The organism is Alteraurantiacibacter lauratis (assembly GCF_037154155.1).
GTDB classification, from domain to species: domain Bacteria; phylum Pseudomonadota; class Alphaproteobacteria; order Sphingomonadales; family Sphingomonadaceae; genus Alteraurantiacibacter; species Alteraurantiacibacter lauratis.
In genome coordinates this window covers 112993-138330 of sequence record NZ_JBANRN010000008.1, presented here as the reverse complement: position 1 = coordinate 138330, position 25338 = coordinate 112993, and the positions used below count along the sequence as shown (strand labels likewise).

At 64.6% G+C, this 25338-nt stretch carries 29 protein-coding genes; 14 read left to right on the top strand and 15 right to left on the bottom strand.

Annotation, left to right across the window (positions count from 1 at the left end):
* The first annotated feature begins 224 nt into the window (after nucleotides 1-224).
* From ctrA to WFP39_RS09345, 3 genes are all read left to right on the top strand, one after another.
* Nucleotides 225-920: a response regulator transcription factor CtrA gene (ctrA, locus tag WFP39_RS09355; RefSeq protein WP_336919214.1), complete on the top strand. Its 696-nt coding sequence runs from the start codon at nucleotides 225-227 to the stop codon at nucleotides 918-920.
* Nucleotides 921-993: 73 nt separating this feature from the next.
* Nucleotides 994-1755: a tRNA (guanine(46)-N(7))-methyltransferase TrmB gene (gene trmB, locus WFP39_RS09350; protein WP_336919212.1), complete on the top strand. Its 762-nt coding sequence runs from the start codon at nucleotides 994-996 to the stop codon at nucleotides 1753-1755.
* A 50-nt stretch (nucleotides 1756-1805) separates the two neighbouring features.
* On the top strand, nucleotides 1806-3593 hold the full coding sequence (locus tag WFP39_RS09345; protein WP_336919211.1) for an SLC13 family permease: 1788 nt from the start codon (nucleotides 1806-1808) through the stop codon (nucleotides 3591-3593).
* A gap of 36 nt (nucleotides 3594-3629) precedes the next feature.
* Here WFP39_RS09345 and WFP39_RS09340 read toward each other — a convergent pair whose 3' ends face one another.
* Entirely contained in the window at nucleotides 3630-5888 is a 2259-nt protein-coding gene (locus WFP39_RS09340) for an NADP-dependent malic enzyme (RefSeq protein WP_336919210.1), read from the bottom strand.
* Nucleotides 5889-6005: 117 nt separating this feature from the next.
* Between WFP39_RS09340 and mutS the strand changes: the two genes are divergently transcribed.
* Nucleotides 6006-8624: a DNA mismatch repair protein MutS gene (gene mutS, locus WFP39_RS09335; protein WP_336919209.1), complete on the top strand. Its 2619-nt coding sequence runs from the start codon at nucleotides 6006-6008 to the stop codon at nucleotides 8622-8624.
* Nucleotides 8625-8642: 18 nt separating this feature from the next.
* Here the strand turns inward: mutS and WFP39_RS09330 are convergent, their stop codons facing one another.
* The 3 genes from WFP39_RS09330 to gluQRS are packed head-to-tail and all read right to left on the bottom strand — an operon-like array spanning nucleotide 8643 to nucleotide 10315.
* The gene (locus WFP39_RS09330; RefSeq protein WP_336919208.1) at nucleotides 8643-9209 is read right to left on the bottom strand and encodes a cob(I)yrinic acid a,c-diamide adenosyltransferase; all 567 of its coding nucleotides are present in this window, start codon (nucleotides 9207-9209) and stop codon (nucleotides 8643-8645) included.
* Between the two features lie 25 nt (nucleotides 9210-9234).
* A complete protein-coding gene (locus WFP39_RS09325) occupies nucleotides 9235-9468 on the bottom strand; it encodes a hypothetical protein (RefSeq protein WP_336919207.1) in 234 nt (77 codons plus the stop codon).
* Between the two features lie 10 nt (nucleotides 9469-9478).
* The gene (gluQRS, locus tag WFP39_RS09320) at nucleotides 9479-10315 is read right to left on the bottom strand and encodes a tRNA glutamyl-Q(34) synthetase GluQRS (RefSeq protein WP_336919205.1); all 837 of its coding nucleotides are present in this window, start codon (nucleotides 10313-10315) and stop codon (nucleotides 9479-9481) included.
* A 176-nt stretch (nucleotides 10316-10491) separates the two neighbouring features.
* On the opposite strand from gluQRS, the gene WFP39_RS09315 reads away from it, so the two are divergent.
* Nucleotides 10492-11052, top strand: a complete 561-nt coding sequence (locus tag WFP39_RS09315; RefSeq protein WP_336919227.1) for an HNH endonuclease — start codon at nucleotides 10492-10494, stop codon at nucleotides 11050-11052.
* A gap of 3 nt (nucleotides 11053-11055) precedes the next feature.
* On the opposite strand, the gene WFP39_RS09310 is transcribed toward WFP39_RS09315, so the two are convergent.
* The 4 genes from WFP39_RS09310 to dksA all read right to left on the bottom strand — a co-directional run bounded on the left by WFP39_RS09310 (nucleotide 11056) and on the right by dksA (nucleotide 14078).
* Nucleotides 11056-11484, bottom strand: coding sequence for a DUF4112 domain-containing protein (locus WFP39_RS09310; protein ID WP_336919203.1), 429 nt, complete (start codon nucleotides 11482-11484; stop codon nucleotides 11056-11058).
* A 65-nt stretch (nucleotides 11485-11549) separates the two neighbouring features.
* Nucleotides 11550-13019 (bottom strand): ABC transporter substrate-binding protein, encoded by a 1470-nt coding sequence (locus WFP39_RS09305; protein ID WP_336919201.1) that lies wholly within the window; start codon nucleotides 13017-13019, stop codon nucleotides 11550-11552.
* A gap of 91 nt (nucleotides 13020-13110) precedes the next feature.
* The gene (locus WFP39_RS09300) at nucleotides 13111-13485 is read right to left on the bottom strand and encodes a PilZ domain-containing protein (RefSeq protein WP_336919200.1); all 375 of its coding nucleotides are present in this window, start codon (nucleotides 13483-13485) and stop codon (nucleotides 13111-13113) included.
* A 134-nt stretch (nucleotides 13486-13619) separates the two neighbouring features.
* Complete coding sequence (dksA, locus tag WFP39_RS09295) at nucleotides 13620-14078, bottom strand: RNA polymerase-binding protein DksA (protein WP_336919198.1); 459 nt, start codon at nucleotides 14076-14078, stop codon at nucleotides 13620-13622.
* 282 nt (nucleotides 14079-14360) lie between these two features.
* Here dksA and WFP39_RS09290 point away from each other — a divergent pair, with 282 nt between their 5' ends.
* On the top strand, nucleotides 14361-14693 hold the full coding sequence (locus WFP39_RS09290) for an SEL1-like repeat protein (protein WP_336919197.1): 333 nt from the start codon (nucleotides 14361-14363) through the stop codon (nucleotides 14691-14693).
* A gap of 6 nt (nucleotides 14694-14699) precedes the next feature.
* Here the strand turns inward: WFP39_RS09290 and WFP39_RS09285 are convergent, their stop codons facing one another.
* The 5 genes from WFP39_RS09285 to WFP39_RS09265 are packed head-to-tail and all read right to left on the bottom strand — an operon-like array spanning nucleotide 14700 to nucleotide 17984.
* Nucleotides 14700-15842, bottom strand: coding sequence for a GNAT family N-acetyltransferase (locus WFP39_RS09285; RefSeq protein ID WP_336919196.1), 1143 nt, complete (start codon nucleotides 15840-15842; stop codon nucleotides 14700-14702).
* Nucleotides 15843-15852: 10 nt separating this feature from the next.
* Nucleotides 15853-16629, bottom strand: coding sequence for a glycerophosphodiester phosphodiesterase family protein (locus WFP39_RS09280; RefSeq protein ID WP_336919195.1), 777 nt, complete (start codon nucleotides 16627-16629; stop codon nucleotides 15853-15855).
* On the bottom strand, nucleotides 16616-17074 hold the full coding sequence (locus WFP39_RS09275; RefSeq protein ID WP_336919194.1) for a RidA family protein: 459 nt from the start codon (nucleotides 17072-17074) through the stop codon (nucleotides 16616-16618). Before WFP39_RS09275 ends, WFP39_RS09280 begins: the two co-directional genes overlap by 14 nt.
* The gene (locus WFP39_RS09270; RefSeq protein ID WP_336919193.1) at nucleotides 17071-17700 is read right to left on the bottom strand and encodes an HAD family hydrolase; all 630 of its coding nucleotides are present in this window, start codon (nucleotides 17698-17700) and stop codon (nucleotides 17071-17073) included. Before WFP39_RS09270 ends, WFP39_RS09275 begins: the two co-directional genes overlap by 4 nt.
* Nucleotides 17697-17984 carry a DUF3572 family protein gene (locus WFP39_RS09265; RefSeq protein ID WP_336919192.1) on the bottom strand — a complete coding sequence of 96 codons (288 nt, stop codon included), beginning with the start codon at nucleotides 17982-17984 and terminating at the stop codon, nucleotides 17697-17699. Before WFP39_RS09265 ends, WFP39_RS09270 begins: the two co-directional genes overlap by 4 nt.
* An 81-nt stretch (nucleotides 17985-18065) precedes the next feature.
* Between WFP39_RS09265 and WFP39_RS09260 the strand changes: the two genes are divergently transcribed.
* Nucleotides 18066-18443, top strand: a complete 378-nt coding sequence (locus tag WFP39_RS09260; protein WP_336919191.1) for a response regulator — start codon at nucleotides 18066-18068, stop codon at nucleotides 18441-18443.
* 21 nt (nucleotides 18444-18464) lie between these two features.
* On the opposite strand, the gene WFP39_RS09255 is transcribed toward WFP39_RS09260, so the two are convergent.
* Nucleotides 18465-19004, bottom strand: a complete 540-nt coding sequence (locus WFP39_RS09255) for a Pycsar system effector family protein (protein WP_336919189.1) — start codon at nucleotides 19002-19004, stop codon at nucleotides 18465-18467.
* 143 nt (nucleotides 19005-19147) lie between these two features.
* Here WFP39_RS09255 and WFP39_RS09250 point away from each other — a divergent pair, with 143 nt between their 5' ends.
* Together WFP39_RS09250 and spt are read left to right on the top strand one after the other, a co-directional pair.
* Nucleotides 19148-19390, top strand: coding sequence for an acyl carrier protein (locus WFP39_RS09250; RefSeq protein ID WP_336919188.1), 243 nt, complete (start codon nucleotides 19148-19150; stop codon nucleotides 19388-19390).
* A gap of 2 nt (nucleotides 19391-19392) precedes the next feature.
* Entirely contained in the window at nucleotides 19393-20613 is a 1221-nt protein-coding gene (gene spt, locus WFP39_RS09245; protein ID WP_336919187.1) for a serine palmitoyltransferase, read from the top strand.
* Between the two features lie 32 nt (nucleotides 20614-20645).
* Here spt and WFP39_RS09240 read toward each other — a convergent pair whose 3' ends face one another.
* Nucleotides 20646-21287, bottom strand: coding sequence for a YqaA family protein (locus WFP39_RS09240; protein WP_336919186.1), 642 nt, complete (start codon nucleotides 21285-21287; stop codon nucleotides 20646-20648).
* 266 nt (nucleotides 21288-21553) lie between these two features.
* Here WFP39_RS09240 and WFP39_RS09235 point away from each other — a divergent pair, with 266 nt between their 5' ends.
* From WFP39_RS09235 to WFP39_RS09215, 5 genes are read left to right on the top strand one after another with little or no spacing between them, the layout of a single operon-like run.
* A complete protein-coding gene (locus tag WFP39_RS09235) occupies nucleotides 21554-22036 on the top strand; it encodes a hypothetical protein (RefSeq protein WP_336919185.1) in 483 nt (160 codons plus the stop codon).
* The gene (locus WFP39_RS09230) at nucleotides 22026-23360 is read left to right on the top strand and encodes a DNA-packaging protein (RefSeq protein ID WP_336919184.1); all 1335 of its coding nucleotides are present in this window, start codon (nucleotides 22026-22028) and stop codon (nucleotides 23358-23360) included. Before WFP39_RS09235 ends, WFP39_RS09230 begins: the two co-directional genes overlap by 11 nt.
* Nucleotides 23361-23384: 24 nt before the next feature.
* Nucleotides 23385-24554, top strand: coding sequence for a phage portal protein (locus WFP39_RS09225; RefSeq protein WP_336919183.1), 1170 nt, complete (start codon nucleotides 23385-23387; stop codon nucleotides 24552-24554).
* A 1-nt stretch (nucleotide 24555) separates the two neighbouring features.
* Nucleotides 24556-24864, top strand: a complete 309-nt coding sequence (locus WFP39_RS09220; protein WP_336919181.1) for a DUF6127 family protein — start codon at nucleotides 24556-24558, stop codon at nucleotides 24862-24864.
* A complete protein-coding gene (locus WFP39_RS09215) occupies nucleotides 24861-25280 on the top strand; it encodes an HK97 family phage prohead protease (protein WP_336919179.1) in 420 nt (139 codons plus the stop codon). Before WFP39_RS09220 ends, WFP39_RS09215 begins: the two co-directional genes overlap by 4 nt.
* The last annotated feature ends 58 nt before the right edge of the window (nucleotides 25281-25338 follow it).

Below are 25338 nucleotides of genomic sequence, written 5' to 3'. Positions count from 1 at the left end.
GCTCGCCAGAAACTTCCTATCCGCCGTATGCCTTGCCGCCGCCGTGGCTTTCTGGCTCTGATTGAGTCTCGACCCTAAAAAACACTGTGACTCGAAAGACTCACCCCGGAATCGTTAACGCCTAAACCTGTTATTAACCTTTTTCATTCAGGTCTTGCGTGGTTAATTCGCGGCAACCTCTCTGAAGAGGGAGTTACCGTGGGGGAAAATAGGGGACCTACCCGATGCGCGTGCTGCTGATCGAAGACGAACCGACCACCGCCAAGGCTATCGAGCTGATGCTGACGGCCGAAGGTTTCAATGTGTATTCGACCGATCTGGGCGAGGAAGGCCTCGATCTGGGCAAGCTGTATGATTACGATATCATCCTGCTCGATTTGAACCTGCCGGACATGCACGGCTATGATGTGCTGAAGAAGCTGCGGGTCGCCAAGGTGCAGACTCCGGTGCTGATCCTGTCGGGCATTTCCGAAATGGACAGCAAGGTGCGCAGCTTCGGCTTTGGCGCCGATGATTATGTGACAAAGCCCTTCCACCGCGACGAACTGGTCGCGCGCATCCATGCCGTGGTGCGCCGGTCCAAGGGCCATTCGCAGTCGGTCATCCGCACGGGCAAGCTGGCGGTTAATCTTGATGCCAAGACCGTGGAAGTCGACGGCGCGCGCGTGCATCTGACCGGCAAGGAATATGCGATGCTGGAGCTGCTGTCCTTGCGCAAGGGCACGACCCTCACCAAGGAAATGTTCCTCAACCACCTCTATGGCGGGATGGACGAGCCCGAACTCAAGATCATCGATGTGTTCATCTGCAAGCTGCGCAAGAAGCTCTCGACCGCCTGCGGCGGGGACAATTACATCGAGACCGTGTGGGGCCGCGGCTATGTGCTGCGCGATGCGGAGGTTGATGCCGAAGCGGCCTGATCTCTCTCCCCCTTCTAGGAAAGCAAGCGGCCCGCCCCTTCCGGCGGGCCGTTTTGCGCTGTAAGGGCCGCGCATGACTGCACATAAAGCCGGCGACCCGACCACTCTGAACCGCCTCTATGGCCGCTCGCAAGGCAAGCCGCTGCGCGCCGGGCAGCAGGAACTGGTCGACACGCTGCTGCCCCAGATCGCGGTACCTGCCGACGGCCCGGTTACCGCGCAAGGCTTGTTCGGGCAGGATTGCCCGCTGCATTTCGAAATCGGCTTTGGCGGCGGGGAACATATGGCCTACCGGGCCGATCTGCTGCCCGATCACGGCTTTATCGGGGCCGAACCGTTCGTGAACGGCGTGGCGCAAGCGCTGACGCATGTGCGCGATGGGCGGCTGACGAATATCCGCATCCATCACGGCGATGCCTTGCAGGTGCTGGAACGGATTCCCGATGGCAGCCTGACGATGCTCTACCTGCTCCATCCCGATCCTTGGCCCAAGGCGCGCCATGCCAAGCGGCGGATGATGAATGACGGGCCGGTGCAGATGTTTGCCAACAAGCTGAAACCGGGCGGCGAGTTTCGCTTCGGCACCGATCACCCGGTTTATCTACGCCATGCATTGATGGTGATGCGCCGCTTTACCGATCCGGCCACGGGCCCCTTCGAATGGCTGGTGGAAGGCCCGCAAAGCTGGCAGCAGCGCCCTTCCGGCTGGCCGCAGACCCGCTATGAAGCCAAGGCGCGGAATGTTTACGGGCACGAGGTTTGGTATTTTCGCTACCGCCGGCGATCGGAGGGTGGAGCTGCCTTTAAGCAAATTGGCGCTCCACAATCGGGGTAAGTCCCTATATCTGCGGACTCTGCCAAGGCCAGCAGGGGAACAGCCAGCGCATGATTGCGGATTATTCGGCCGAAATCGGTTTGCTGCTGCTGGTGGGGGTGTTCGTCGCTTTTGCGCTCGAACGCCGCCCCCCGGTAGTGATCGCGATTCTTGCAGCTGCCCTCACCGTGGTGCTGGGTTTCCTGCCGCCGAACGAGTTGCTCGGCGTATTCGGCAATTCCGCGCCGATAACGATTGCTGCCATGTTCATCCTGTCGGGCGCGCTGATGCGCACCGGCGCGCTGGAGGCGATTTCGGGCTGGGTCATCGGCCGCACGCTGCGCCGCCCCCGCCTCGCGCTGGCCGAAATTGCCGGCGGCACACTGGCGGCATCGGCCTTTATGAACAACACCCCGGTGGTGATCGTGATGATCCCGCTGGCGCGGCGGCTGGGCCGGGTGCTGAACATCGCCGCGACACGGCTGATGATCCCGCTGTCCTACCTTGCAATCCTTGGCGGCACGCTGACCTTGATCGGCACGTCCACCAATCTGCTGGTGGACGGGGTGGCGCAGGCCAACGGACAGGCACCTTTCGGAATTTTCGAAATCACGATGGTGGGACTGGTAGCCGCGGCGGCTGGCCTGCTGGTCATTGGCCTGCTTGGCCCGGTGCTGCTGCCGAGCCGCGGGCCGCGCCGCATGGACGAGGAACGCGAGAGCGACCTATATCTCTCGCATCTGAAACTGGCGCCGGAAACCAAGCTTGCCGGGCGGCGGCTGGAGGATACGGGCTTCTTCCGCCGGCCGGGCCTGAAATTCCTCGCACGACAGGTCGGCGACAGACAGGAGCGCGAGTATCTGGCCGATCACATCATGGAAGTGGACGACGAATTCGTGGTCGCCGCCTCTCCGGAAGAACTTGCCTCGCTGGCCGCCGACATGGACTTCAAGACCGGGCTGGTGGGCCTTGGCGGCGGTGTGGTGACGATGCGCGGCAAGCAGCCGGAGGACTTGCGCATTGTCGAGGCGATGATTTCCGAAGCCAATCCGGTGATCGGGCGGCGGCTTGCCGAAATCCCCATCCTGTCGCGCCTGCATGTGCGCGTGCTGGGCCTGTCGCGCCCGCGCGCGGTGCCCGGCCCCAACCTTGCCGATGTGCGCGTGCGCGCAGGCGACCGCCTGCTGATCGCCGCATCAAGCGACGCGGCCGAAGCGCTGCAATCGAATGTGCAACTGGTCAATGTCTCCGAATCCGCCGTGCGATCCTTTCTGCGCGACAAGGCGCCGGTGGCCATCGCCACGCTGGCGGCGGTAGTGCTGGGGGCGGCGATCTTCGGCTTTCCGATCGAGGTGATGGCGATCATGGCGGTGGCGGTGGTGCTGCTCACCCGCTGTCTCGAACCGGACGAGGCGTGGTCGAGCCTCGATGGCAATACGCTGGTCCTGATCTTTGCCATGCTCGCCTTTGGCAAGGGGCTGGACAATGCGGGCAGCATCACGCTGCTGGTCGAATGGCTGACGCCGCTGCTCAACGGCAGTTCGCCCTTCATGACGCTGCTTCTCGTTTACGCCGCCACCAGCCTGCTGACCGAAACCGTCACCAACAACGCGGTGGCCGTGATCATGACGCCGATTGCCATCGGCATTGGCGAGGCAAGCGGGCTGGATGTGCGGCAGTTGATCGTGGCGGTGATGTTCGGCGCCAGCGCAAGCTTTGCCACGCCCATCGGATACCAGACCAACACGCTGGTTTACGGCGCGGCCAATTACCGCTTTCTTGATTTCGTGAAGATCGGGCTGCCGATGAATATCGTGGTGGGCCTTGCCACCTGCTGCGCGATCAGCGTGATGATGTGAAAGGCGAGCCTGAACAAGGCAGGCCCGCCCATCATATCAGCCCACCACGCCGGCCGCCGCCAGAACCGCCAGCGTCAGCACATCGGGGGCAATCGCGGTCATCGGGGCGATCTGCACCGGCTTTTCCATCCCGATCAGCATTGGCCCGATCGTGGCATTGCCGCCCAGTTCGCGCAGCAGCTTGGCCGACAAATTGGCCGATTGCAGCCCCGGCATCACCAGCACATTGGCCGGCGCAGACAGGCGGCTGAAGGGATACATGCCCATCACCTTGGGGTTTAGCGCGGCATCGGGCGCCATTTCGCCTTCATATTCAAAGCCCGGATCCTCGGCATCGAGGATCGCCACCGCCTCGCGGATGCTTTCCAGCCATTTGCCCGACGGATTGCCGAAAGTGGAATAGGACAGGAAGGCCACGCGCGGTTCATGTCCCAGCCGGCGCGCCACGGCGGCGGTTTCGCGCGCGATATGCGCCAGATCCGCAGCGCTCGGCCGTTCGTTGATCGTGGTATCGGCCATGAAGGTCGTCTGCGTCTTGCCGATCATCATGTGCACGCCAAACGGCACGCCGCCCGGTTTGGGATCGAGCACGCGCGCCACTTCGCGCATGGTCTGCGCGAACGGACGGGTGAGGCCCGAAATCATCGCATCGCCATGCCCCAGTTCGAGCAGCAGCGCGGCGAAGATGTTGCGTTCCTGGTTGACCATGCGGCGCACATCGCGTTCGGTATGGCCGCGGCGTTGCAGCTTGGCATAGAGGTGCTCGACCATCTGCGGCACCAGATCGCTTTCGGCCGAGTTCTGGATTTCGAAGCTTTCGGGATTGTCCACGCCCAGTTCGGCCAGCTTGTCGCGCACCGCCTGCGTGCGACCCACCAGAACGGGGGTGCCATAGCCGAAATCACGGAACTGGATCGCAGCGCGCAGCACCACATCCTCTTCCGCTTCGGCAAAGATCATCCGCTTGGGATTGGCCTTCACCTCGTCATAGACCGAGGTGAGCACCGAGGTGGTGGGATTCATCCGGCTTTTCAGCTGGTGGCGATAGGCGTCGAAATCCTCGATCGGCTGCTGCGCCACCCCGCTGTCCATCGCGGCCTTGGCAACTGCGGCGGAAACGGTTTCCATCAGGCGCGGATCGAATGGCGCGGGGATGATGTAATCGCGCCCGAACTGGTGCTTGCGGCCATAGGCGGCGGCGACTTCTTCGGGCACGGGCAGGCGCGCCAGCTCGGCAATCGCGTGCGCGGCGGCGATCTTCATTTCCTCGTTGATCGTGGTTGCCCGCACATCGAGCGCGCCGCGGAAGATGAAGGGGAAGCCCAGCACATTGTTGACCTGGTTGGGATAATCCGACCGCCCCGTGGCCACGATCGCATCGGGACGCACGCGCATCGCATCGGCAGGCGTGATTTCCGGGTCAGGATTGGCCATGGCGAAGATGATCGGCTGATCGGCCATCTTGGCCACCCATTCGGGCTTCAGCGCACCGGCTGCCGACAGGCCGAGGAAGATATCCGCGCCTTCCAGCGCCTCTTCCAGCGTGCGGTGCGGCGTATCCACCGCGTGCGCGCTTTTCCACTGATCGACATTGTCGCGGCCGGGATAGATCGGACCAGAACGGTCGCACACGATCACATTCTCGTGAGGCACGCCAACCGATTTGATCAGCGCGGTGCAGGCAAGCGCCGATGCGCCCGCGCCGTTCACCACCATCTTGACGTCCTTGAGGTCGCGCCCGGTCAGCTGGCAGGCATTGATGAGGCCGGCGGTGGCGATGATCGCGGTGCCGTGCTGGTCATCATGCATGATCGGGATCTTCATCCGCTCACGCAAAGCCTGCTCAATCACGAAACATTCGGGCGCCTTGATGTCTTCCAGATTGATCCCGCCAAAGCTTGGCTCCATCAGCGCAACGGCCTCGATGAAGGCATCGGGATCTTCGGTGGCCAGTTCGATATCGATCGAATCCACATCGGCAAAGCGCTTGAACAGCACCGCCTTGCCCTCCATCACCGGCTTGGACGCCAGCGCACCCAGATTGCCGAGGCCAAGGATCGCGGTGCCGTTGGAAATCACCGCCACCAGATTGCCCTTGGCGGTGTAGCGAAATGCGTCGGCGGGATTTTCGGCAATCGCCTGCACCGGCACGGCCACGCCGGGGGAATAGGCCAGCGACAGATCGCGCTGCGTCGCCATGGGCTTGGATGCCACGATCTCGATCTTACCGGGGCGGATCGTCTCGTGATAGAACAGCGCTTCGCGCGCGGTGAATTCGTTGGTCTTCTCGGCCAAGGGGATCCTCCGTGATTTCGCGTTTCCCCATAAAGAGCAATCGCTGCGCGCGATAGGGGAAAGCTGGGTTTGCGCCCTTTCCGAATCGCTTTGCGCCCGCTTACTTCGCGAGCCATTATGTCCGTGCCCGCCACCCCGATGATGCAGCAATATCTCGCCCTCAAGGCGGAGGCGGGCGATTGCCTGCTGTTTTACCGCATGGGCGATTTTTTCGAGCTGTTCTTTGACGATGCAAAGAAAGCCGCCGCCGTGCTCGACATTGCGCTCACCAGCCGGGGCGAACATGGCGGGGAGCCCGTCCCGATGTGCGGCGTGCCGGTGCATTCGGCGGAAGGCTACCTCGCCCGGCTGATCCGCGCGGGATGCCGCGTGGCGATTGCCGAACAGGTCGAAACGCCCGACGAAGCGAAACAACGCGCCAAGCGCGAAGGCACGCCTTCGTCCAAGGCCTTGGTCGCGCGCGCCATTGTGCGTTTCGTCACCGCCGGAACGCTGACCGAGGAAGCGCTGCTCGAACCGCGCCGCGCCAATATGCTGGCGGCGGTATGCGAGGTGCGCGGCGCCATCGGCATTGCGGCCTGCGATATCTCCACCGGGCGCATGGAACTGGAGGAGTGCCTGCCGAACGCGCTGGGCGCAGCGCTGGCGCGCATCGGTGCCAGCGAGGTGGTGGCCCCTGAAGGCATGGACGGCGCGCCGCTCGACGCCATTTCCCGCCCGCGCGCCGACTTTGCCAGTGCCGAGGGCGAGGCACGGCTGAAGCGCGTGCACGGTGTCGCCACGCTGGAGGGGATGGGCAGCTTTTCGCGCGCCATGCTGGCGGCGGCAGGCGGCCTCATCGCCTATCTCGACCATGCCGGGCGCGGGCGCTTGCCGCTGCTGCTGCCACCGGTGGTGCGCAGCCAGGCGAGCCATCTGATGATGGACGAGGCGACGCGGGCCAGCCTCGAAATCACCTCGGCCCAAGGCGGCGGGCGCGCGGGATCGCTGCTGGCCGAGGTGGATCGCTGCGTTACCGGGGCAGGCGCGCGGCTGCTGGCCGATGACCTGTCCGCTCCGCTGGCCGAGCGGCCCGCAATAGAGGAGCGGCTGGCGCTGGTGGCCGAGATTCACCGCGATCCGCTGCTGCGTGCGGATATCCGCGCGCATTTGCGGTCCATTCCTGATCTGGGCCGCGCGCTGGGCCGAATTGTTGCAGGCCGCGGCTCCCCGCGCGATCTGGGCCAGTTGCGCGACGGGCTGGAGGAGGCGGGGCGGCTGCACAGCCTGCTGGCGGCGCGCAAGGATCGCCCCGCTCTGCTCGACACGCTGCTGCCTGCCCTGACCGGCCACGGCGCGCTGACCGATCTGTTCGCCCGCGCGCTGGTGCCGTCCCCGCCGACCGAGCGCAGCCAGGGCGGCTTCATCGCCAGCGGATACGACCACGCGCTCGACGAACTGCGCGAGATGGCCGGCAATGCCCGCCGCGCGATCGCGGCGATGGAAGCGCGATACCGCGACGAGACGGGCATTGCCTCGCTCAAGATCCGGCACAACGGCGTGCTGGGCTATTTCATCGAAGTGCCCTCTGCACGCGCCGATGCGCTGATGGCACCAGATGCGGGCTTCATCCACCGCCAGACGATGGCGAATGTGGTGCGCTTCAACTCGCTGCGCCTGCACGAGGAAGCAACGCGCATTGCCGAGGCAGGCGGGCGCGCACAGGCAGCGGAGGAGGCGCATTTCGAGGAGCTGGTGGAACACGCCATTGCCGCGCGCGAGACGATCGCCGCGACTGCCTCCGCGCTGGCGCGGCTCGATGTCGCGGCGGCTCTTGCCGAACGTGCCGCCGAAGGCGGCTGGACACGGCCGCACATCGTGGACGAACCGGTGCTGACGATCACCGGCGGGCGGCATCCGGTAGTGGAGGCCGCGCTTGCCAAGACGGGCGTGCGCTTCGTGGCGAATGACTGCAATCTTGTCCCCGATGACCGCCTGTGGCTGGTAGGCGGACCGAATATGGGCGGCAAATCCACTTTCCTGCGCCAGAACGCCCTCATCGTGCTGCTGGCACAAGCAGGCAGCTTTGTTCCGGCGGACAGCGCCACGGTGGGGCTGGTGGACCGGTTGTTCAGCCGTGTGGGTGCGGCGGACAATCTGGCTCGCGGGCGATCCACCTTCATGGTCGAGATGGTGGAAACCGCCGCCATTCTGGCGCAGGCGGGACCACGCAGCTTTGTCATTCTGGACGAGGTGGGGCGCGGCACCTCCACCTATGACGGGCTGGCAATCGCCTGGGCGGTGGCCGAAGCGATCCATGAGACGAACCGCAGCCGCTGCCTGTTTGCCACGCATTACCATGAAATGGCCCGGCTGGCGGAAAGCTGCCCGGCCTTGTCGCTTCACCATGTGCGCGCCAGCGAATGGAAGGGCGAACTGGTGCTGCTGCACGAGGTGGCGCGTGGGCCGGCGGACCGGTCCTATGGCCTTGCGGTGGCGCGGCTGGCGGGGGTGCCGCCCGCCGTTGTGGCACGGGCAAAGGCGGTGCTGGCACGGCTGGAGAAGGGACGCGCAGAGACAGGGGGCCTTGCCGCAGGGCTGGGCGAATTGCCGCTGTTCGCCGCTGCCGCGCCAGCCGCCGAACCGCCGCGCGACAGCCTGCGGGACAGTTTGCAGGAACTCGATGTCGATGCGCTCACCCCGCGCGAGGCGCTGGATATGCTCTACCGCCTCAAAGCGCAGGCTGCCGAGGACTAGCCGATCAGCGATCGGAAACTAACGGCTTGCGCCGGGCACCCACAGCACATCGCCCACGCCGCCCGCGTTCACCGCGCGGGCCAGCACGAACAGATGATCCGACAGCCGGTTGATATAGGCGAGCGCCGCCGGGTTCACCGGCTCTGCCGCAGCCAGCGCGGTGATCGCGCGTTCGGCGCGGCGCGCGGCGGTGCGCGCCAGATGCAGGCGGGCCGCCGCCTCGCTGCCGCCGGGCAGGATGAAACTGGTCAGCGGGGCAAGGCCGGCATTCAGCGCGTCGATCCGCTGCTCCAGCCACTCCACCTGCGTCGGCACGATACGCAGCACCATGGGTGAGGGGGCGAAATCCGTCCCCGGCGTTGCAAGATCGGCGCCCAGATCGAAAAGATCGTTCTGGATGCGCGCAAGATCGGCGGCGTGTCCGGCCTCCATTGCCAGCATGGCGAAACCGATGGCGCAGTTGGCTTCATCCACCGCGCCCACCGCCTCTATCCGCGCCGCATGCTTGGGCAAACGCGAACCATCGACCAGCCCGGTTGTCCCGTCATCGCCGGTGCGCGTGTAGATGCGATTCAGCGAAACCATCCTTCGGAATGTGTCGGCCGCAGGGTCAGCTGTTGATCGCCAGCAACACCGCCACCGCGACAATCGCCAGCGCCTGGTACTTGATGCGTGCGAACATCGCCCTGTTCTGCCGCGCCTGCATTTCCGCCACGCGGGTCGTATCCTCCTGCTGCTCCAGATCGAGCTTGGTGGTTTGCAGGAAGGCCACAATCCCGCGGATGAGCGAGACGACGACCATCACGCTGAGGCCGATGATGATGAGTGCAAGAAGCCAGTTCATGTCCGCCTATTTAGGCGCTTGCGAGGCGAATACCACCCGGCAATTGGCCCATGCGCAGGGCAGCCGCCAGCGCCGGGCCATCCTCTCCCGCCAGCCGCCGGTCGGACAAAGCGGGCGAGTTGCGCCGCTTGGCCAGTTTGCGCCCCTGTTCGTCCACCAGCAGCGCATGATGATGCCAGCGCGGCACGGGCAGGCCGAGCAGTTCCTGAAGCAGCCGATGAATATGCGTGGCGCCAAACAGATCGGCACCGCGCGTCACCAATGTCACCCCGTCCGCCGCATCATCGAGCGTGACCGCGAGGTGATAGGACGCGGGCGTATCGGCATCCTTGCGCACCAGCACCACATCGCCCGCCAGATCGGGGCGCGCCTGCTGCTCTCCGGCCAGCGCATCGTGCCAGGTGAGCGGCCCGGTGCGTGCCAGCGCGGCGGCCACGTCCAGCCGCCAGGCCGCTGTCTCGCCCCATCCCGGTGGGTCGGCCTTGCAGGTGCCGGGATAGACCGGCCCATCGGGCCCGGTGGCACGGGCGGCGGCCGCGATTTCGGCACGGGTGCAGCGGCAGGGATACAGCAGGCCCATCGCAGCGAGCGTGGCGGCGGCCACTTCATACGCGTCCACCCGGCTGCTTTGCGCGGGCACTTCCTCGAACGTCAGGCCCAGCCAGGCCAGATCGGCACGGAAGCTGTCCGCCAGATCAGGGCGCGAGCGGGCACCGTCAATATCCTCGATGCGCAGCAGGAAGCGCCCGTCGCTGTTCCGCGCCAGATCGTGCGCAACGATGGCGGACCAGGCGTGGCCCAGATGCAGCGGCCCGTTGGGGCTGGGGGCAAAACGGGTCACCTCCATGCTGCTTCTCCTGCTTCGAATCGGGGGTAATCCTCTGGCGAATTAACCTGTGAATTATGCCCGTGTAACAGGCTTGACGCTTTTTGGCGCAAATGCTCACCTGCACGCATCAGGGAGGACACAAGCACGTGTTCAAGGCCGAACTGATTGACCGTGCTGCGCACTTCCGCAGCATCATGGAAGACCCGGCGCGCAGGCTCGAAAGCTGCCCGGCGCTGGTGCTCAATGCCGACTATACACCGCTGTCCTATTATCCGCTCAGCCTGTGGCCGTGGCAGACCGCGATCAAGGCGGTTTTCCTCGAAAGGGTGGACATCGTGGCGAGTTACGAACGGCAGGTGCATTCGCCCTCGCTCGATATGAAGATCCCTTCGGTCATCGCGCTGAGGCAATATGTGAAACCGTCGGAATTTCCCGCCTTCACGCGCTTCAACCTGTTTCTGCGCGACCGTTTCGCCTGCCAATATTGCGGCAGCGGCCAGCATCTGACCTTCGACCATGTTGTGCCGCGGCGGCTGGGCGGGCGGACGAGCTGGGAAAACATCGCCACCGCCTGCGCGCCGTGCAACATGAAGAAAGGCGGGCGCACGCCCAAGGAAGCGGGGATGCATCTGGCGGTGACGCCCATCCGCCCCACCAGCTGGCAATTGCACCAGCACGGCAAGAGCTTTCCGCCCAATTACCTGCACGAAACCTGGCGCGACTGGCTGTATTGGGACATCGAACTGGAGGAATAGGTTCTACCCCTCCACCACGCGCGTTGCGGGATGATGCCGGTCCAGATGCCGCTTGATGATTCTCAGGTTGCGGGTGTTTGATCGGAACAGAAAGTCGAACAGATCGCCCGCCACCGGCACCGCGCCGATCGCGGTATCGAACAGCACATTGCCCGCCATGCGCGCCAATTGCCATTTGGGCAGGCCAAGATTGCGCCCCTCCCATACGATATAGATGCCCATGGCTGCAGTGATCACGTCGCCCAGTACCGGAACCAGTCCGCCAATGGCATCGAGGCCGACGCGGCGGTTGAGTCCGGGAATAACGAAGGCCCGCTCCAGCACGGCTTCCACCGCTTCCACGCGCCGGCGGATGGCGACAGGATCGCTGCCAAGCAGGGCCTGCGCGTTGATGCTGTCCATCATCGGCTGCGGGCGCACAGGTTCGGTCATCGCAAAAATCCTCCAACACCCGTGCGGATCGCGATCTCCAGAGCCATCCGCCGGTCACCGCTGTGTTATTTGGGTATGACAGCCATCTGCGGCAAGGGGTGGTGCGCCCACTGATTGGGCGCAAAGCCCTGCACATTGCCGCGCACCAGCGCCCAGCGCAGCGGCGAGCCGAAGGGGATATAGATATTGGCCGCGGTCAGCGTCGCCTCCGCCTCTCCCAGCAGCCGAGCGCGCTGGGCGGCGTCCCGCTCGTCCAGTGCGCGGCCGGCGGCCCGGTCGGCTTCCGGGCTGCACAGCCCGCGATCGAGCTGGCAATTGAACTGGTTCAGGAACCAGCGCGCCGAAGCATAGCGCGCCACCCGGTCCACCAGCGCCAGATCGGCATCAGCCCCCGGCTCCACCCGCACCAGCACAACGCCCACCTCGGCCAGCTGGCGGCGCAATTCGGCAAACAGCAGCCGGTGGCCGGGCGTATCGCCCATCGCCACGGAAATGCGCGCGTTCTCGGCATTTTCGGCGCTGGCGGCAAAGACCTGCGCGGCGCGGGCCCGCCGTTCGTCCATCCCCATGCCCTGCCAGCGTTCGCCCACCACGCCCGGATCATCGGGCAGGTCGGGGGCGACCAGCCGCGTGGTGGGCACCCATCCGGCAATGTTGAACGCCGCGGCCAGCGCCGGCCGGTTGATTGCCATGGCCAGCGCCTCGCGCCCCAGCGGCGTTGCCAGCACGCCGCGCGCGCGCATCACCTGCAGCCCGAACAGACCGATTGCCGGATCCAGCCGCACTGTCCCGCGCGACAACGGCCCCGTATCGGCCAGGGGAAGCGAAGCAAGCTGGCCGCCCAGCACCACTTCGAATTCGCCCGATCCGAAACGTTCCAGCGCCTGGGCAGCGGGGACTGCGTGCACATGAACTGCGCGCACCTTGTCCTGCCAGTTTTCCTCCTCCGGCAAGCCGCGTTCGGGGGGAGGACGCATCGACAACACCGCGCCGCCTTCCTCGCGAACCAGAACCATCGGGCCGGTTTCGCCTTCGCCATTGGTCAGGCCCAGCTCGGGCTGGGCGAGCAATTGCAGCAATTCAGGCACCGGGCTGGCCAGGCGTATTTCGACGACGCGGCCCGCCATGGCGCGCACATCGTCAATCGGTGCCAGATCAAGGCCGAGCGAGGTGCCGCGCAGATTGCGGATCGCGCGGCGCAGCGCATCGCGCACGCTTTCGGCAGTCAGATCCTCGCCATTGGGCCAAGTGCCGTCACGCAGACGAAACACAAAGATGCTCCCCCCGTCGGTGACGTTCCAGCGATCAGCCAGCGCGGGCACCACTTCGCCCGTTGCATCCATGGCGACCAGGCCCGACCTTGTGGCCCCGACGATGTGCTGCGCCCCTTCGGACAGGCGAATTCCGCCGGTGAACAGGCTTGCTTCATCCTCGTCCATGAAAGCGACATCGAATTCGCCATTGCCGCCTGCGCAACTGGCCAGCAGCAGGGCGGCAGCGAGCACGGTTGGCAGACGAAAGCGGGCTTGGCGCATGCACCCGACACTAGGCGCATGGGCGGCCGGCATCAACGGCAGGGACACATCTGCCGGCACTTCAGGCGCGAAATGCGGGTTTGTGACCCTGTCAGATCTTGCGCAGGCGCGAGGCGTCGGGGGCGGGGGTGGGGGGCAGGATCGGCTTGTGCACGGCGCTCACCCCCACAGGTGCAGGCGCGCTGATGGGCGCGCGGGCACGGGCCGGATCAATCTCGTCAACAAAGGCGATGCCGAAACGTTCATCCTGCTTCCAGGCGACCGAACCCTTCACCCAGCCGATATTGCGCAATTCCACCGCGACGAGCTGACCGCGTTCAACCGCCACGTGGCCTTCGGCCATCATGCCGCCGGCGGAAAGATTACGCACTTTGACCCGATACAACTCTTCGCTGCCATCAATGCGCAGCTGGGCCAGCAGAAACAAGCTGTCGCGGTTGACCTGACGGGTGTCGACATTGTTCATTTCGCAAGCGGTCCTGTGGTGCGCGGCGGGATAGGCCCCGGCCGCGCGGGAACGATATGCGGATTTCCTGCGGCAATTCTGGCTAACGGGTTGTTAACGGGTGCCTCCGAAAGACAGGCCTGTCCCGCAACGGGTCAGTCGTCGCGCGAAATCTTTTCGCGCCGTTCGTGCGCCTGCTGCGCCTCCACCGTCATGGTGGCAATGGGGCGGGCGATGAGGCGGTTGATGCCGATGGGATCGCCAGTGACTTCGCACCAGCCATATTCGCCCTCGTCAATCCGGCGCAGCGCTGCGTCAATCTTGGCGATAAGCTTGCGCTGGCGGTCGCGGGTGCGCAACTCGATGCCCCAATCGGTTTCGGACGAGGCGCGGTCGTTCAGGTCGGGCTCGCGGATAGGGCCATCCTGCAGGCTCTGCAACGTGCCTTCCGACGCTTCCAGAATGCTCTTCTTCCATTCCAGCAGCAGCACACGAAAATAGTTGAGCTGCGCCGCCGACATGTATTCTTCATCTTCGGAAGGAGCGTAATCGCTGGGCAAGGCACGCTTGGCCTTGGCCAGAATATCGATGTCACCCCTAGGAACCGACGCCATTGTGCACTCCGCATCCTGATCCATACCGGCCTGTCCTGCGTCAAACGGCGCCTGCCCATTTGGATCTTTCGGCGGCCTGAACCAGGCTGTGGATTTGAGGCGCGCCTATAGTGGGCAGGCCCGCAGGGCACAAGCGGCAAATAGGGAAAGTTCCGCTGCGCCACGTTTGTCCGTGAAGCACTTGGCGGGCGCGTTAACCATTTCTTGACCATGTTCGTCAAAACATCGGCTTCAGACGCCCGCCCTATGGGGGTTGCGGGCGGAAGATGGGGGTTAACGGTCATGGAACTTGCCAAGATCGCGACATTTGCAAAGATAACGCCAGCGCAGCCGGCAGAGCCCGACCTTCAGGTAGCGCAATGCCTCGCGGCTGCGGCAGCAGGCGACATCAGCGCCTATTTCGACCTCGGCGTGATGTTTTCCACCGGCAGCCACGGTGTTGCCGCCGACATGATCGAGGCGCACAAATGGTTCAACCTCGCCGCCAGCCGCGGGCACGAGGAAGCCGCTTGGTGCCGCGCAGATGTGGCGGACGAGATGACTGCCCGCGAAATTGCCGAAGCGCAGCGCCGTGCGCGCGAATGGCTGGCCGCGGGAAGCCGCCGCGCCGCCTGATTGCGATCAACCCTTGCGAAAAGGGGTGCGTTCGCTGAGGTAATTCCGGTCGGCGGCCACGCCGCGCCGCTCGCGCTCCAGGAAATCGGCCACCGCTTCGCGAAAGCCCGGATCGGCGATGTAGTGCATTGATGTGGTCGGCACCGGTTCATAGCCGCGCGCCAGCTTGTGCGTCCCCTGAGCGCCCGCCTCGACCCTTTTCAGCCCCCTTGCGATTGCCGCGTCAATCGCTTGATAATAGCACAGCTCGAAATGCAGGAAGGGGCGGTCCACGGTGCAGCCCCAATAGCGGCCATAGAGCGCATCGGCCCCGATGAAATTGAGCGCGCCAGCAATCGGCCGATCCCCGTCAAAGGCCATGACCAGCAGGATATCCTCGGCCATCCGCTCCCCCAGCAGATCGAAAGCTGATCGCGTGAGATAGGGTGTGCCCCATTTGCGCGCCCCGGTATCCTGATAAAAGATCCAGAAGGCGTCCCAATGTTCGGGGCCGATGTCCGCGCCCGTCAGGCAGCGGATGGTCAGCCCCGCCTGCGCCCCCTCGCGCTCCTTGCGGATGGCCTTGCGTTTGCGTGAGGACAGGCTGGCGAGGAAATCTTCGAATGTTGCGTAATCGCGGTTGATCCAGTGGAACTGGATATCCTCGCGCCGCAGCCAGCCTGCGTCCGCAAACAGCGCGTGCTGCGCGGGATCGACAAAGGTAGCGTGGGCCGATGACAGCGCGTTGTCATCGCACAGTTTTTCCGCCGCGCGCAGCAGGACCGGAGCAAGGTCGGTCGCATCCTTGCGCAGCAATATCCGCGGGCCGGTGGCTGGCGTGAATGGTGCGGCGATCTGGAGTTTGGGGTAGTAATTTCCACCCGCCCGGTGCCAAGCATCGGCCCATCCGTGATCGAACACATATTCGCCCTGGCTGTGAAACTTGGCGTAAGACGGCAATGCGCCCAGCAGATTGCCGCCTGCATCTTCCAGCACGATCGGCAGGCTTTGCCAGCCGGTGCCTTCGCCCACACTGCCCGAATCCTCCATCGCACTGAGGAAGGCGTGCCGCATGAAGGGGTTGGCGCCGCCTATCAGCGAATCCCATTGGGCCGGATCAAGCGCGCTGATGCCTTGCGCCACGCGGATGGATATGTCGCCGTGCCCCATGTGCTCCAAGCTAGGAAGCCGCAGGCAGCTTTGCGAGACCTGCCCCTTCGGCTATGGGTGCCGCACCATTTTCCCGCGCGATATTGGCCAGAACAGGGGTCGATACCGTCCAGCAGAGCAGCGGCAGGCCGCGCTTTTTCTGCGCCGCGGCAAAGCCGCTGGGCAGGTCACGAACATCGTAAGCGAGAAACTGCGCCCGCGCGTGCCAGAGCGCCAGATGGCGGCGGACAAGGCCTGAGAACGTGCGGCCGTTCTGCTCACTCACCACCAGCCCGCGCAGGATATGCGGCGCGCGAAGCGCAAACCAGCGGCCCACGCGCGGGTCGAAACTCATGACCGCAGCCTGCCCGGTATAGCCTTCCAGATCGCGCCGCACCGCACGGCACAACCGGTGGACCGACCGGCCACGTTCGGTCTTCACCTCGATCAGCAAGGGCACGCGGCCCGCCACCAGATCGAGCAGATCGCGCAGCGTGGGGATGGTTTCCCCTCCCTTGGCGAGGCGCGTTCCAGTCACCTCGCCCACGCTCAATCCGTCGATCCGTCCATGTCGTCCCGCCAGCCGGTCAAGCGTGGCATCGTGGAACACCACCGCGCGGCCATCCCGCGTGCAGCGGACATCGCATTCAATACCGAGGTCCGCAGCGATTGCCGCGGCAAAGGCCGCGGGCGAGTTTTCCTCTGCCGCGCCGTCATGCAGACCCCGGTGGGCGTAAACCTGCGCGCCCAGCCACCCCGCACGCGCGGGATCGGGCGGCGGCGCGCGCCAGCCGTCAATCAGCGCCAAGAGCAAAGATCGCGTCCACTTCCACCGCCGCGCCCAGCGGCAGCACCGGCACGCCCACCGCGCTGCGCGCATGGCGGCCTGCATCGCCAAACACGGCCACCATCAATTCGGACGCGCCGTTGGCGACCTTGGGCTGATCGGTGAAGTCGGCGGCCGAATTGACGAAGGCACCCAGTTTCACCACCTGGCTTACCCGGTCGAGGAGGCCCGCGCTGCGCAATTGCGCAAGCAGCATCAGACCGCACGCCTGCGCCGCCTGCTGTCCGGCTTCGAGGCTGACATCCTCGCCCAGCCGCCCGGTCACCAATTGCCCGTTCACAAAGGGAAGTTGGCCCGAAACATGCGCCAGCCCGCCTGCCACCACGATCGGAACATAGGCAGCCACCGGCGCGGCGGCGGCGGGAAGTTCAAGGCCGAGTTCAGCCAGTCGGTCGGCTACGTTCATTTGTCTTCTCCATGCAGGGTTTCCAGCAGCCAGGGCAAGGCCGCTTCCCAGTGATCGATCCGCGCATCGGCATGGCCCGCTGCAAAGGCGCAGGGGACGTGCGGCGCAATCGCCGCCTCGCCGCAGAAATGCAGCCGCCTGACATGCGGCACAACCCCTGCGGCCGATTCGTGGTGCACCGCGATATCGTCGATGAATACGGCGCGCGTGGGGGCGAAATGATCGACAATCCGCGCCAGCGCCCCGCCCTTGGGCCCCTGATTGGTGAAAACCTGTGCGTGAATGCCCAGATCGCGCAATTGCCGCGTGCGCGCTTCCTTCCGCTTGTCCTGCAAATTGGTCAGGATCACCACATCGGCTTCGCGCTGCAGTTCGGCAATGGCCGCCACTGCGCCCGTGATTGGTGTCTGGTTCGGCATCTGCGTGTCGAAAAAGAGGTTGAGGTAATCCCACATCTCCTCCTCGCTCAGCGGATCAGGGGAACCCCTGCGGCGCATCGAATCGCGGAAGCTGTGCCCTTCAAGCGTGAAATCCACGCCGTGTTCGGCATCCAGCCATTCGCGGAAATGGCGCACCATGTGCAGCAGCACCTCGTCACAATCGGTGACGACCAGCGGGCGGCTCATTCCAGAAAATCCGGCTGGCCCGCGCGCCGCAAGGCTTCGGGCGAAACGCCCAGCGATTGGGCGGCGCCGACAAGGTCTGGTTCGTGCGCGCAGAGGAACTCGATGATCGCGCGGTGCGTCGCCGCCTCGCCCAATGTCGTCCGCAGGCCATCGGCATCAAGCCCGGTAAGGTCAAGAAAGCGCTGCGCGCGCCGGTCATCGGACAGGATGAAGCCCAGCGCACCAAGCGCCAGCGCGGCGGCTTCGTCAGGATCGGGGGACGACGGGTTATGAATTGTCAGCATTCCGATATGCAGTTAGAGGTTATGGAGCACGATGAGCCGGGGGCAAGGCATTTATCGGCCACAACGTGTGTCGGGGACGCAATGACCAAACGAATCCTCGTTGTCGAGGACAACGATCTCAACCGGAAGCTTTTCTGCGATGTGCTGCGCGCAGGTGGCTTCGCGGTGGAGCCTGTGGCGGACGGCCATCAAGCTCTGGAAAAGGCGCGCGGGTTTCAACCCAATCTGGTGGTGATGGATATCCAGTTGCAGGATGTCTCAGGCCTTGATCTGATCGCCAGCATGAAAAGCGATTCCGCGCTGTGCGAAGTGCCGGTCCTGGCCGTCACCGCCTATGCCGGAAAGGGTGACGAGGAACGCATCCGCGAAATCGGGGCAGAAGGCTATCTGTCCAAGCCTGTCTCGATCGGTCCATTCATGGCTGCGGTGCGGGGGCTGATCGATCGGCCGCTCGCCTGAACCGGACGCCTGGCTGACGGGTCAGCTTGCGGCCATTTCCACGGCAAAACCCATCAAGGTCAGCACCAGTCCGAAGATAAAACTGCGATAGGCCAGCGCCAGATACCGGTATTTCCGCCGCTGCAGCACCTGTCCGTTCTGGTAGATATCATGCAGCATGACGCGGAACACGTCCTCGTCGCTGTGCAACTGCGCCAGCACTTCGCGCATCCATTGCTCCTCGTCCAGATCGGCGAAATGGCCAAAGAACATCAGGTTCGGCTTCACGCGCGCCGGCGGCCTGCCAACCGAAGGGATCACCGCGGCGACGGCCAGCAGCGAGCTGAGGAAGGCGGACACCGCGAGGATCACGAGGGACCAGGGCACCTCGCCGCTGAGCGCGCGGCTGACGGTTATGGAAAAGACCAGAAAGGTCGCTCCCATAAGGATCGAGGCCTTTTGATCCGCCATCTGCGAGAGAGCGAGCGAATTGACCTGCACCGTGCGCAGCATTTGCACCGCCTGGGCGGAATAGGTCGCCGCCCGCATCGCCTCGGCCATGCCCTCGTTACGCTGTTCCATGAGCCACCCCGCTTGCCCGATCCGCCCGCCACTGCTGGATAGCGACTGCGGCGAGTGCTTGACAAGCGGACGAAAGAGCCGCTTTTCGAGCCCTTGATCCGACGTTACCCGCCGGATGCCAGAAGCAAGAATGGAAATCCGCCATGGATCGCGCCGAAATCGACAGTACCATCCGCTCGATCATCGAGCCGTTCAACAAGAAGGGCATCGCCGTGGCAGAGGATACGACCTTTGCCGGCGATCTGGAATTCGACAGCCTGACGGTGATGGATTTTGTGGCCGAGATCGAGGACGCGTTCGACATCATCATCTCGATGAACCAGCAAGCCGAGATCGAAACCTATGGTCAGCTTGTAGATGCTGTCGCAAAGCTTCAGGGGGAATAACCATGAACGACACCCTGGCCGATACCCGCGACCTGTTTTCCAAGTTCGACGAGATTATCGCCGTGCGCGAAAATCTGCTGGCGCAGGGTGTTGAGGATCCGTTCAGCCTTGTCATGGAAAAAGTGCTCTCGCCCACGCGGGCGATCTGCAACGGACGCGATACGATCCTGCTGGGCACCTACAATTACATGGGGATGACCTTCGATCCCGATGTGATCCAGGCGGGCAAGGACGCGCTGGGCCAGTTCGGCGCGGGCACCACGGGCAGCCGCGTGCTCAACGGCACCTATCAAGGCCACCGCGAGGTCGAGCAGGCGCTGCGCGAATTCTATGCCATGGATCACGCAATGGTCTTCTCCACCGGCTATCAGGCCAATCTGGGGATCATCTCCACCATTGCGGGCAAGGGTGATTTCATCATCCTCGACATCGACAGCCACGCCTCGATCTGGGACGGTTGCAAGATGGGCGATGCCGAAGTGGTGCCATTCAAGCACAACGATATCGACGCGATGGAAAAGCGCCTGAAGCGTGTTCCTGAAGGCGCGGGGAAGCTGGTGGTGCTTGAAGGCGTCTATTCCATGCTGGGTGATGTTGCGCCGCTCAAGGAAATGGTGGCGATTGCCAAGAAGTATGGCGCGATGGTGCTGGTGGACGAGGCGCATTCAATGGGCTTCATCGGCGACCACGGGCGCGGCGTGGCCGAGGAACAGGGTGTTATCGACGATGTCGATTTCATCATCGGCACCTTCTCCAAGAGCGTGGGCACGGTGGGTGGTTTCTGCGTGTCGAACCATCCCAAGTTCGAGATCATGCGGCTGGTTTGCCGCCCCTATGTCTTCACCGCCAGCCTGCCGCCTTCCGTGGTGGCAACCGCCGCCACCTCGATCCGCAAGCTGATGCATGGCGCGGCCAAGCGCGCGCATTTGTGGGAGAACTCGCGGGCGCTGCACGGCGGGCTGAAGGCGCTTGGTTTCCAGCTTGGCACCGATCACCCGCAAAGCGCGATCGTGGCGGTCATCATGCCCGATCTGGAGCGCGGCGCGATGATGTGGGAGGCGCTGTTGAAGGAAGGCCTTTACGTCAACCTTGCCCGCCCGCCCGCCACGCCCGCGGGCATGACGCTGCTGCGCTGCTCGCTGTGTGCGGAACACAGCGCCGAGGAAGTCGCCACAATCCTGGGTATGTTCGAGCGGGCCGGCAAGGCTGTCGGCATCATCTGACGGCGTGGGGACTGGCCCACGGCCTTACGCAATTACAGGGTTTGCAGCGTGGCTGCGGCGCAAGGATCGGCCGGATCGTCTGCGCCGCGGTCAAGCTGCGCAATGGCAATGAAGCCGCCGATCACCAGCACCACGAACAGCGCTGTCAACCGGCCCAGATACTTGTCGATGAAGACCTTGATCGGGGCACCGAACAGGCGGAACAGCACGCCCACGGTCATAAATATGAATCCGCGCCCGGCAATGCTCGCCAGTGTAAAGGTCAGCAGGTTCATTTCGATGAAGCCGGCGGTGATCGTCAGCAGCTTGAAGGGGACCGGTGTGGTGCCCGCAATCACGATCACTTCCCAGTCGTAAGCACGCAGATGGCAGGCGGCGACGGGAAATGCCCCGGTCAAGCCAAGCACACCAATCAACCATTCGCCAATCGCCTCGTACAGGAAATAGCCGATGGCATAGCCGAACAACCCGCCCAGCACCGAGAAGGCGGTGCAGATGAAGGCGAAGCGCACGGCCTTGCGCGGCTCAGCCAGGCACATCAGGCCCAAGAGCGGGTGCGGCGGAATGGGGAAGAAGCTCGATTCGACGAAAGCAAAAAAGGCCAGCCACCGCTCTGCCAGCGGGTGCGCGGCCTTGGCCATCGTCCAGTCATACAGCGCACGCAGCCACTTCATGCCAGCATTCCACTCCATTTGCCCGGCGCAACCGCCTCAGCGCGCCTAGGCGAGCCAATCCGCGGGCGCAAGCTGCAAGATATTTAACCGGTATGGCACTTTTGTATTGACATTGTCACGCTATTTGGTTAGAGAAGCGGAACATCGCGAAAAACCGAATCGCCCCTGCCACAGCAATCCGGGCGAAGCGAAAACCGCGAATTGGGGCGGCCCTACGGGGTCGCCCTTTTGCGTTCCCGCCCGCTGCTTGCAGGAAATCTGGCCCCATGCCCCAACGCACCAAGATAAATCCCGCGCTCCGCGTGGGGGAAAAGGACAATCTCGACCGCCACTGGCGCACGCGGTTTCTCGATACGCTGGCCGAAACATCCAATGTCAGCGAAGCCGCCCGCCGCGCCGGAATTAACCCCAGCCGCGCCTATAAGGTCCGGCGGGAAGAAGCCGCCTTCCGCCAGAAATGGAACGCAGCACTGGTGGAAGGCTATGACCACCTCGAATTGGAAACGCTGCACCGCCTGCGCATGGGGGTGGAGGCCGGCAAGGATGACCGCAAGTTCGACATCGCCAACGCGCTCCGCCTGCTGACGCTGCACCGTGAAACGGCGGCGCGCGAACGGGCACTGACCGGCGAAGATGACGAGGAAAGCGTGCTGGCTGAACTCAATGCCCGGCTCGAGGCGATGCGCGCGCGGGAAGGGGACCTCGCCGAATTGTTCGCCCAAGGCGATGGCAGTTCCGATGCCGCATAGATTCCGTCGCTGGCTGCTGGAGCAGGACGGCGCCCTTTCAGCGCAATTGCTGGATCAGAAACTCGACGATCGGCACCGCCGCAGGCTGATGACATGGTGGCCCTTCTGGGCGCGACCCGAACAATTGCCGCCGCCGGGCGACTGGCGAGTGTGGCTGATCTGCGCCGGGCGCGGCTTTGGCAAGACCCGCGCGGGTGCCGAATGGGTGGGAATGGTCGCCCGCGCCGATCCCGCTGCGCGCATTGCGCTTGTCGGATCCTCGATCGGCGAGGCGCGCAACGTGATGGTCGAAGGCGAAAGTGGGCTGCTCGCCTGCGGCCCGCGCGACAAACGCCCCCGATTCGAAGCATCCTTGCGCCGACTGACATGGTCCAATGGCGCGCAGGCCACGCTCTATTCGGCCGCAGAGCCGGACAGTCTGCGCGGCCCGCAACACAGCCATGCCTGGTGCGACGAAATCGCCAAATGGGATAATTCTTCTGCCCGCGCCATGCAGGCTTGGGATAATTTGCTGATGGGTCTGCGGCTGGGCCATGCACCCCGCGTGCTCGCCACCACCACGCCGCGTGCGGTGCCGCTGCTCAAACGGCTGCTCGCCGAAGCGGAGACGGAAGCCGACATCGTGGTAACGCGCGGCCGCACCTGGGACAACAGCGCCAATCTGCCCACGCGCTTCCTTGCCGCCATGCACCGCCAGTTCGGCAGCAGCGCGCTGGGCCGACAGGAGCTGGAAGGCGAAATGCTCACCGATATCGAGGGCGCATTGTGGACCCGCGCGCTGATCGAGCAATGCCGGGAGGCGATCAACACAGCGCCGCTGGTGCGTACCGTCATCGGCGTCGATCCCCCCGCAAGCGCAAGCGGCGATGAATGCGGCATCGTGGTGGCGGCGATTACCGCCGAAGGCCACGGCAAGGTGCTGGCCGATCATTCGCTGGCAGGGGCCAGCCCCGAAGGATGGGCGCGCGCCGTTGCCTCGGCCATGACGCGCTGGAAAGCCGACCGCGTGGTGGCTGAGGCCAATCAGGGCGGCGACATGGTGGCAAGTGTGCTGCGCGCGGCCGATTGCCAGATGCCGGTGCGCCTCGTCCACGCCAGCCGTGGCAAGGTGGCCCGCGCCGAACCGATCGCCGCGCTCTACGAAGCGGGCCGCGTTCAGCATGTCGGCCTGTTCCCACGGCTGGAGGATCAGCTCTGCGGCCTGATAGTAGGCGGCGGCTATCAAGGGCCGGGCCGCAGCCCCGACCGGGCCGACGCACTGGTCTGGGCGCTCAGTGAATTGATGCTGGGCCCGCGTGCCCAGCCGCGTGTCCAGCGCATCTGAAGTTACCACACAAGGAACCCCTTCATGTCCTTCATCGACACCCTGCGTTCCGCCTTCAAGGGCGGGGCGCGCAGCCATGTGCCCCTGGCGCGCACCTTCCCATCGCCATGGTTTTTTGCCGATGAGCAGGGCGGTGCGCCGCGCGCGTTTGAATATGGGCGCGATGCCGCCAGCGCCTTCCTCCACAATCCGGTGGCGCAGCGCGCGGTACGTATCGTGTCCGAAGGGCTGGGCAGTGCGCCGCTCAATCCCGTGGCGCCCGAAGTGGAAGCGCTGGTGCGCGATACCAGCGCGGGGCAATCGCTGCTCGAAACGCTCGCCGCGCATCTGCTGCTGCACGGCAATGCCTTTGCGCAGATCATCCGCGACGGCGCCGGGCGTCCCGTGGAACTGTTTGCGCTCCGCCCCGACCGGGTGAGCGTGCAGGCAGGAGCCGATGGCTGGCCCGCCGCCTGGCTCTACCGCGTGGGCGACCGCACAGTGACAATCCCGGTGGAGGACGCGGACGGCTGGCCCTGCATCATCCACCTGAAGGCGTTTCACCCGCTGGACGATCATTACGGCGCAGGCTGCCTTGCTGCCGCCGCGCAATCGGTGGCGATCCACAACGCCGCCGCGCGGTGGAATTGCGCGCTGCTGGAAAACGCCGCGCGGCCATCAGGCGCGCTGGTCTATGAAGGGTCTGCCGAGGGCGGTGGCCTTACCAATGACCAGTTCGAGCGGCTGCGCGCCGAATTGACGCAGGCCTATGCCGGGGGCGGCAATGCCGGGCGGCCGATGCTGCTGGAAGGTGGCCTGAAATGGCAGAGCCTCTCGCTCAGCCCCGCCGACATGGATTTTGCCGAACTGAAGGCCGCTGCCGCGCGCGACATCGCGCTGGCCTTTGGCGTGCCGCCGATGCTGCTGGGCCTGCCGGGCGACAACACCTATTCCAATTACCGCGAGGCAAACCGCGCATTGTGGCGGCTGACGCTGCTGCCGCTGGCGGAGAAAATCCTGTCGGGCCTCGCCGAAGGGCTGGCCCCCTGGTTCCCCGGCCTCACCCTCTCCATCGACCTCGACCGTGTCCCCGCGCTGGCAGAGGACCGCGAGAAATTGTGGGCGCAGGTGAGCGCGGCCGATTTCCTCGAACCCCACGAAAAGCGCGCGCTGCTGGGCATCACAGTCCCGGAAGCAACTGCTGGAAAGGACTGACATGACAAACGAAGATATGCTCGCCAAGCTGATGGCGCAGGCTTCCACGCAAGGTTCCGACCTCATCACCCTGCGCGCGATTGTCGAGGAATCGAGCGAGATCGGCGCCAAGCGTGTGCTTAGCGGCCTAGGTCTTGATGATGCTAACGCTTCGGACGATCTCGACGAACTGCGCGAACTGCTCTCTGCCTGGCGTGCAGCCAAGGCCAGCGCATCCAAGGCGGTGATCGAATGGGCCGTACGCGGCCTGATGGCGGCGCTGCTGATCGGCATCGCCGTGCGTCTGGGCGTCGCGGATCTGCTGCGGTGAGCGGGCGCACCCTGCGTCTGGCAGGCTATGCCGCACTGTTCGATGTGCCCGATGGCGCAGGCGACATCATCGTGAAGGGCGCCTTTGCCCGCACGCTGGCTGGGCGGCGCACGGCAACGCAGCACGCGGCGATCCCGCTTTACTGGCAGCATCGGCCCGAACAGCGCATTGGCGTGGTTGAACTGGCCGAGGAGGATGAGCGCGGCCTGCGCATCATCGCCGCGATAGACAACCCGCAAAGCCGGGCCATGGCCGCGCTGCTGTCAGGCGCGGTGAACGGCCTTTCTTTCGGCTATCGCGCGCGCGGCTTTCGTCCTCTCCCAAAAGGCCGGGTGCTGGAAGAAATCGACCTGATCGAAGTCAGCCTCGTCACCCATCCGCTGCAGGCAGGCGCGCGCGTCCATCTGGTCCGCTGACCTCTGCATCTGCCGCCAATTCCTTTTCGTCCGGCCGCCATTGGGGCGGCCTATTGTG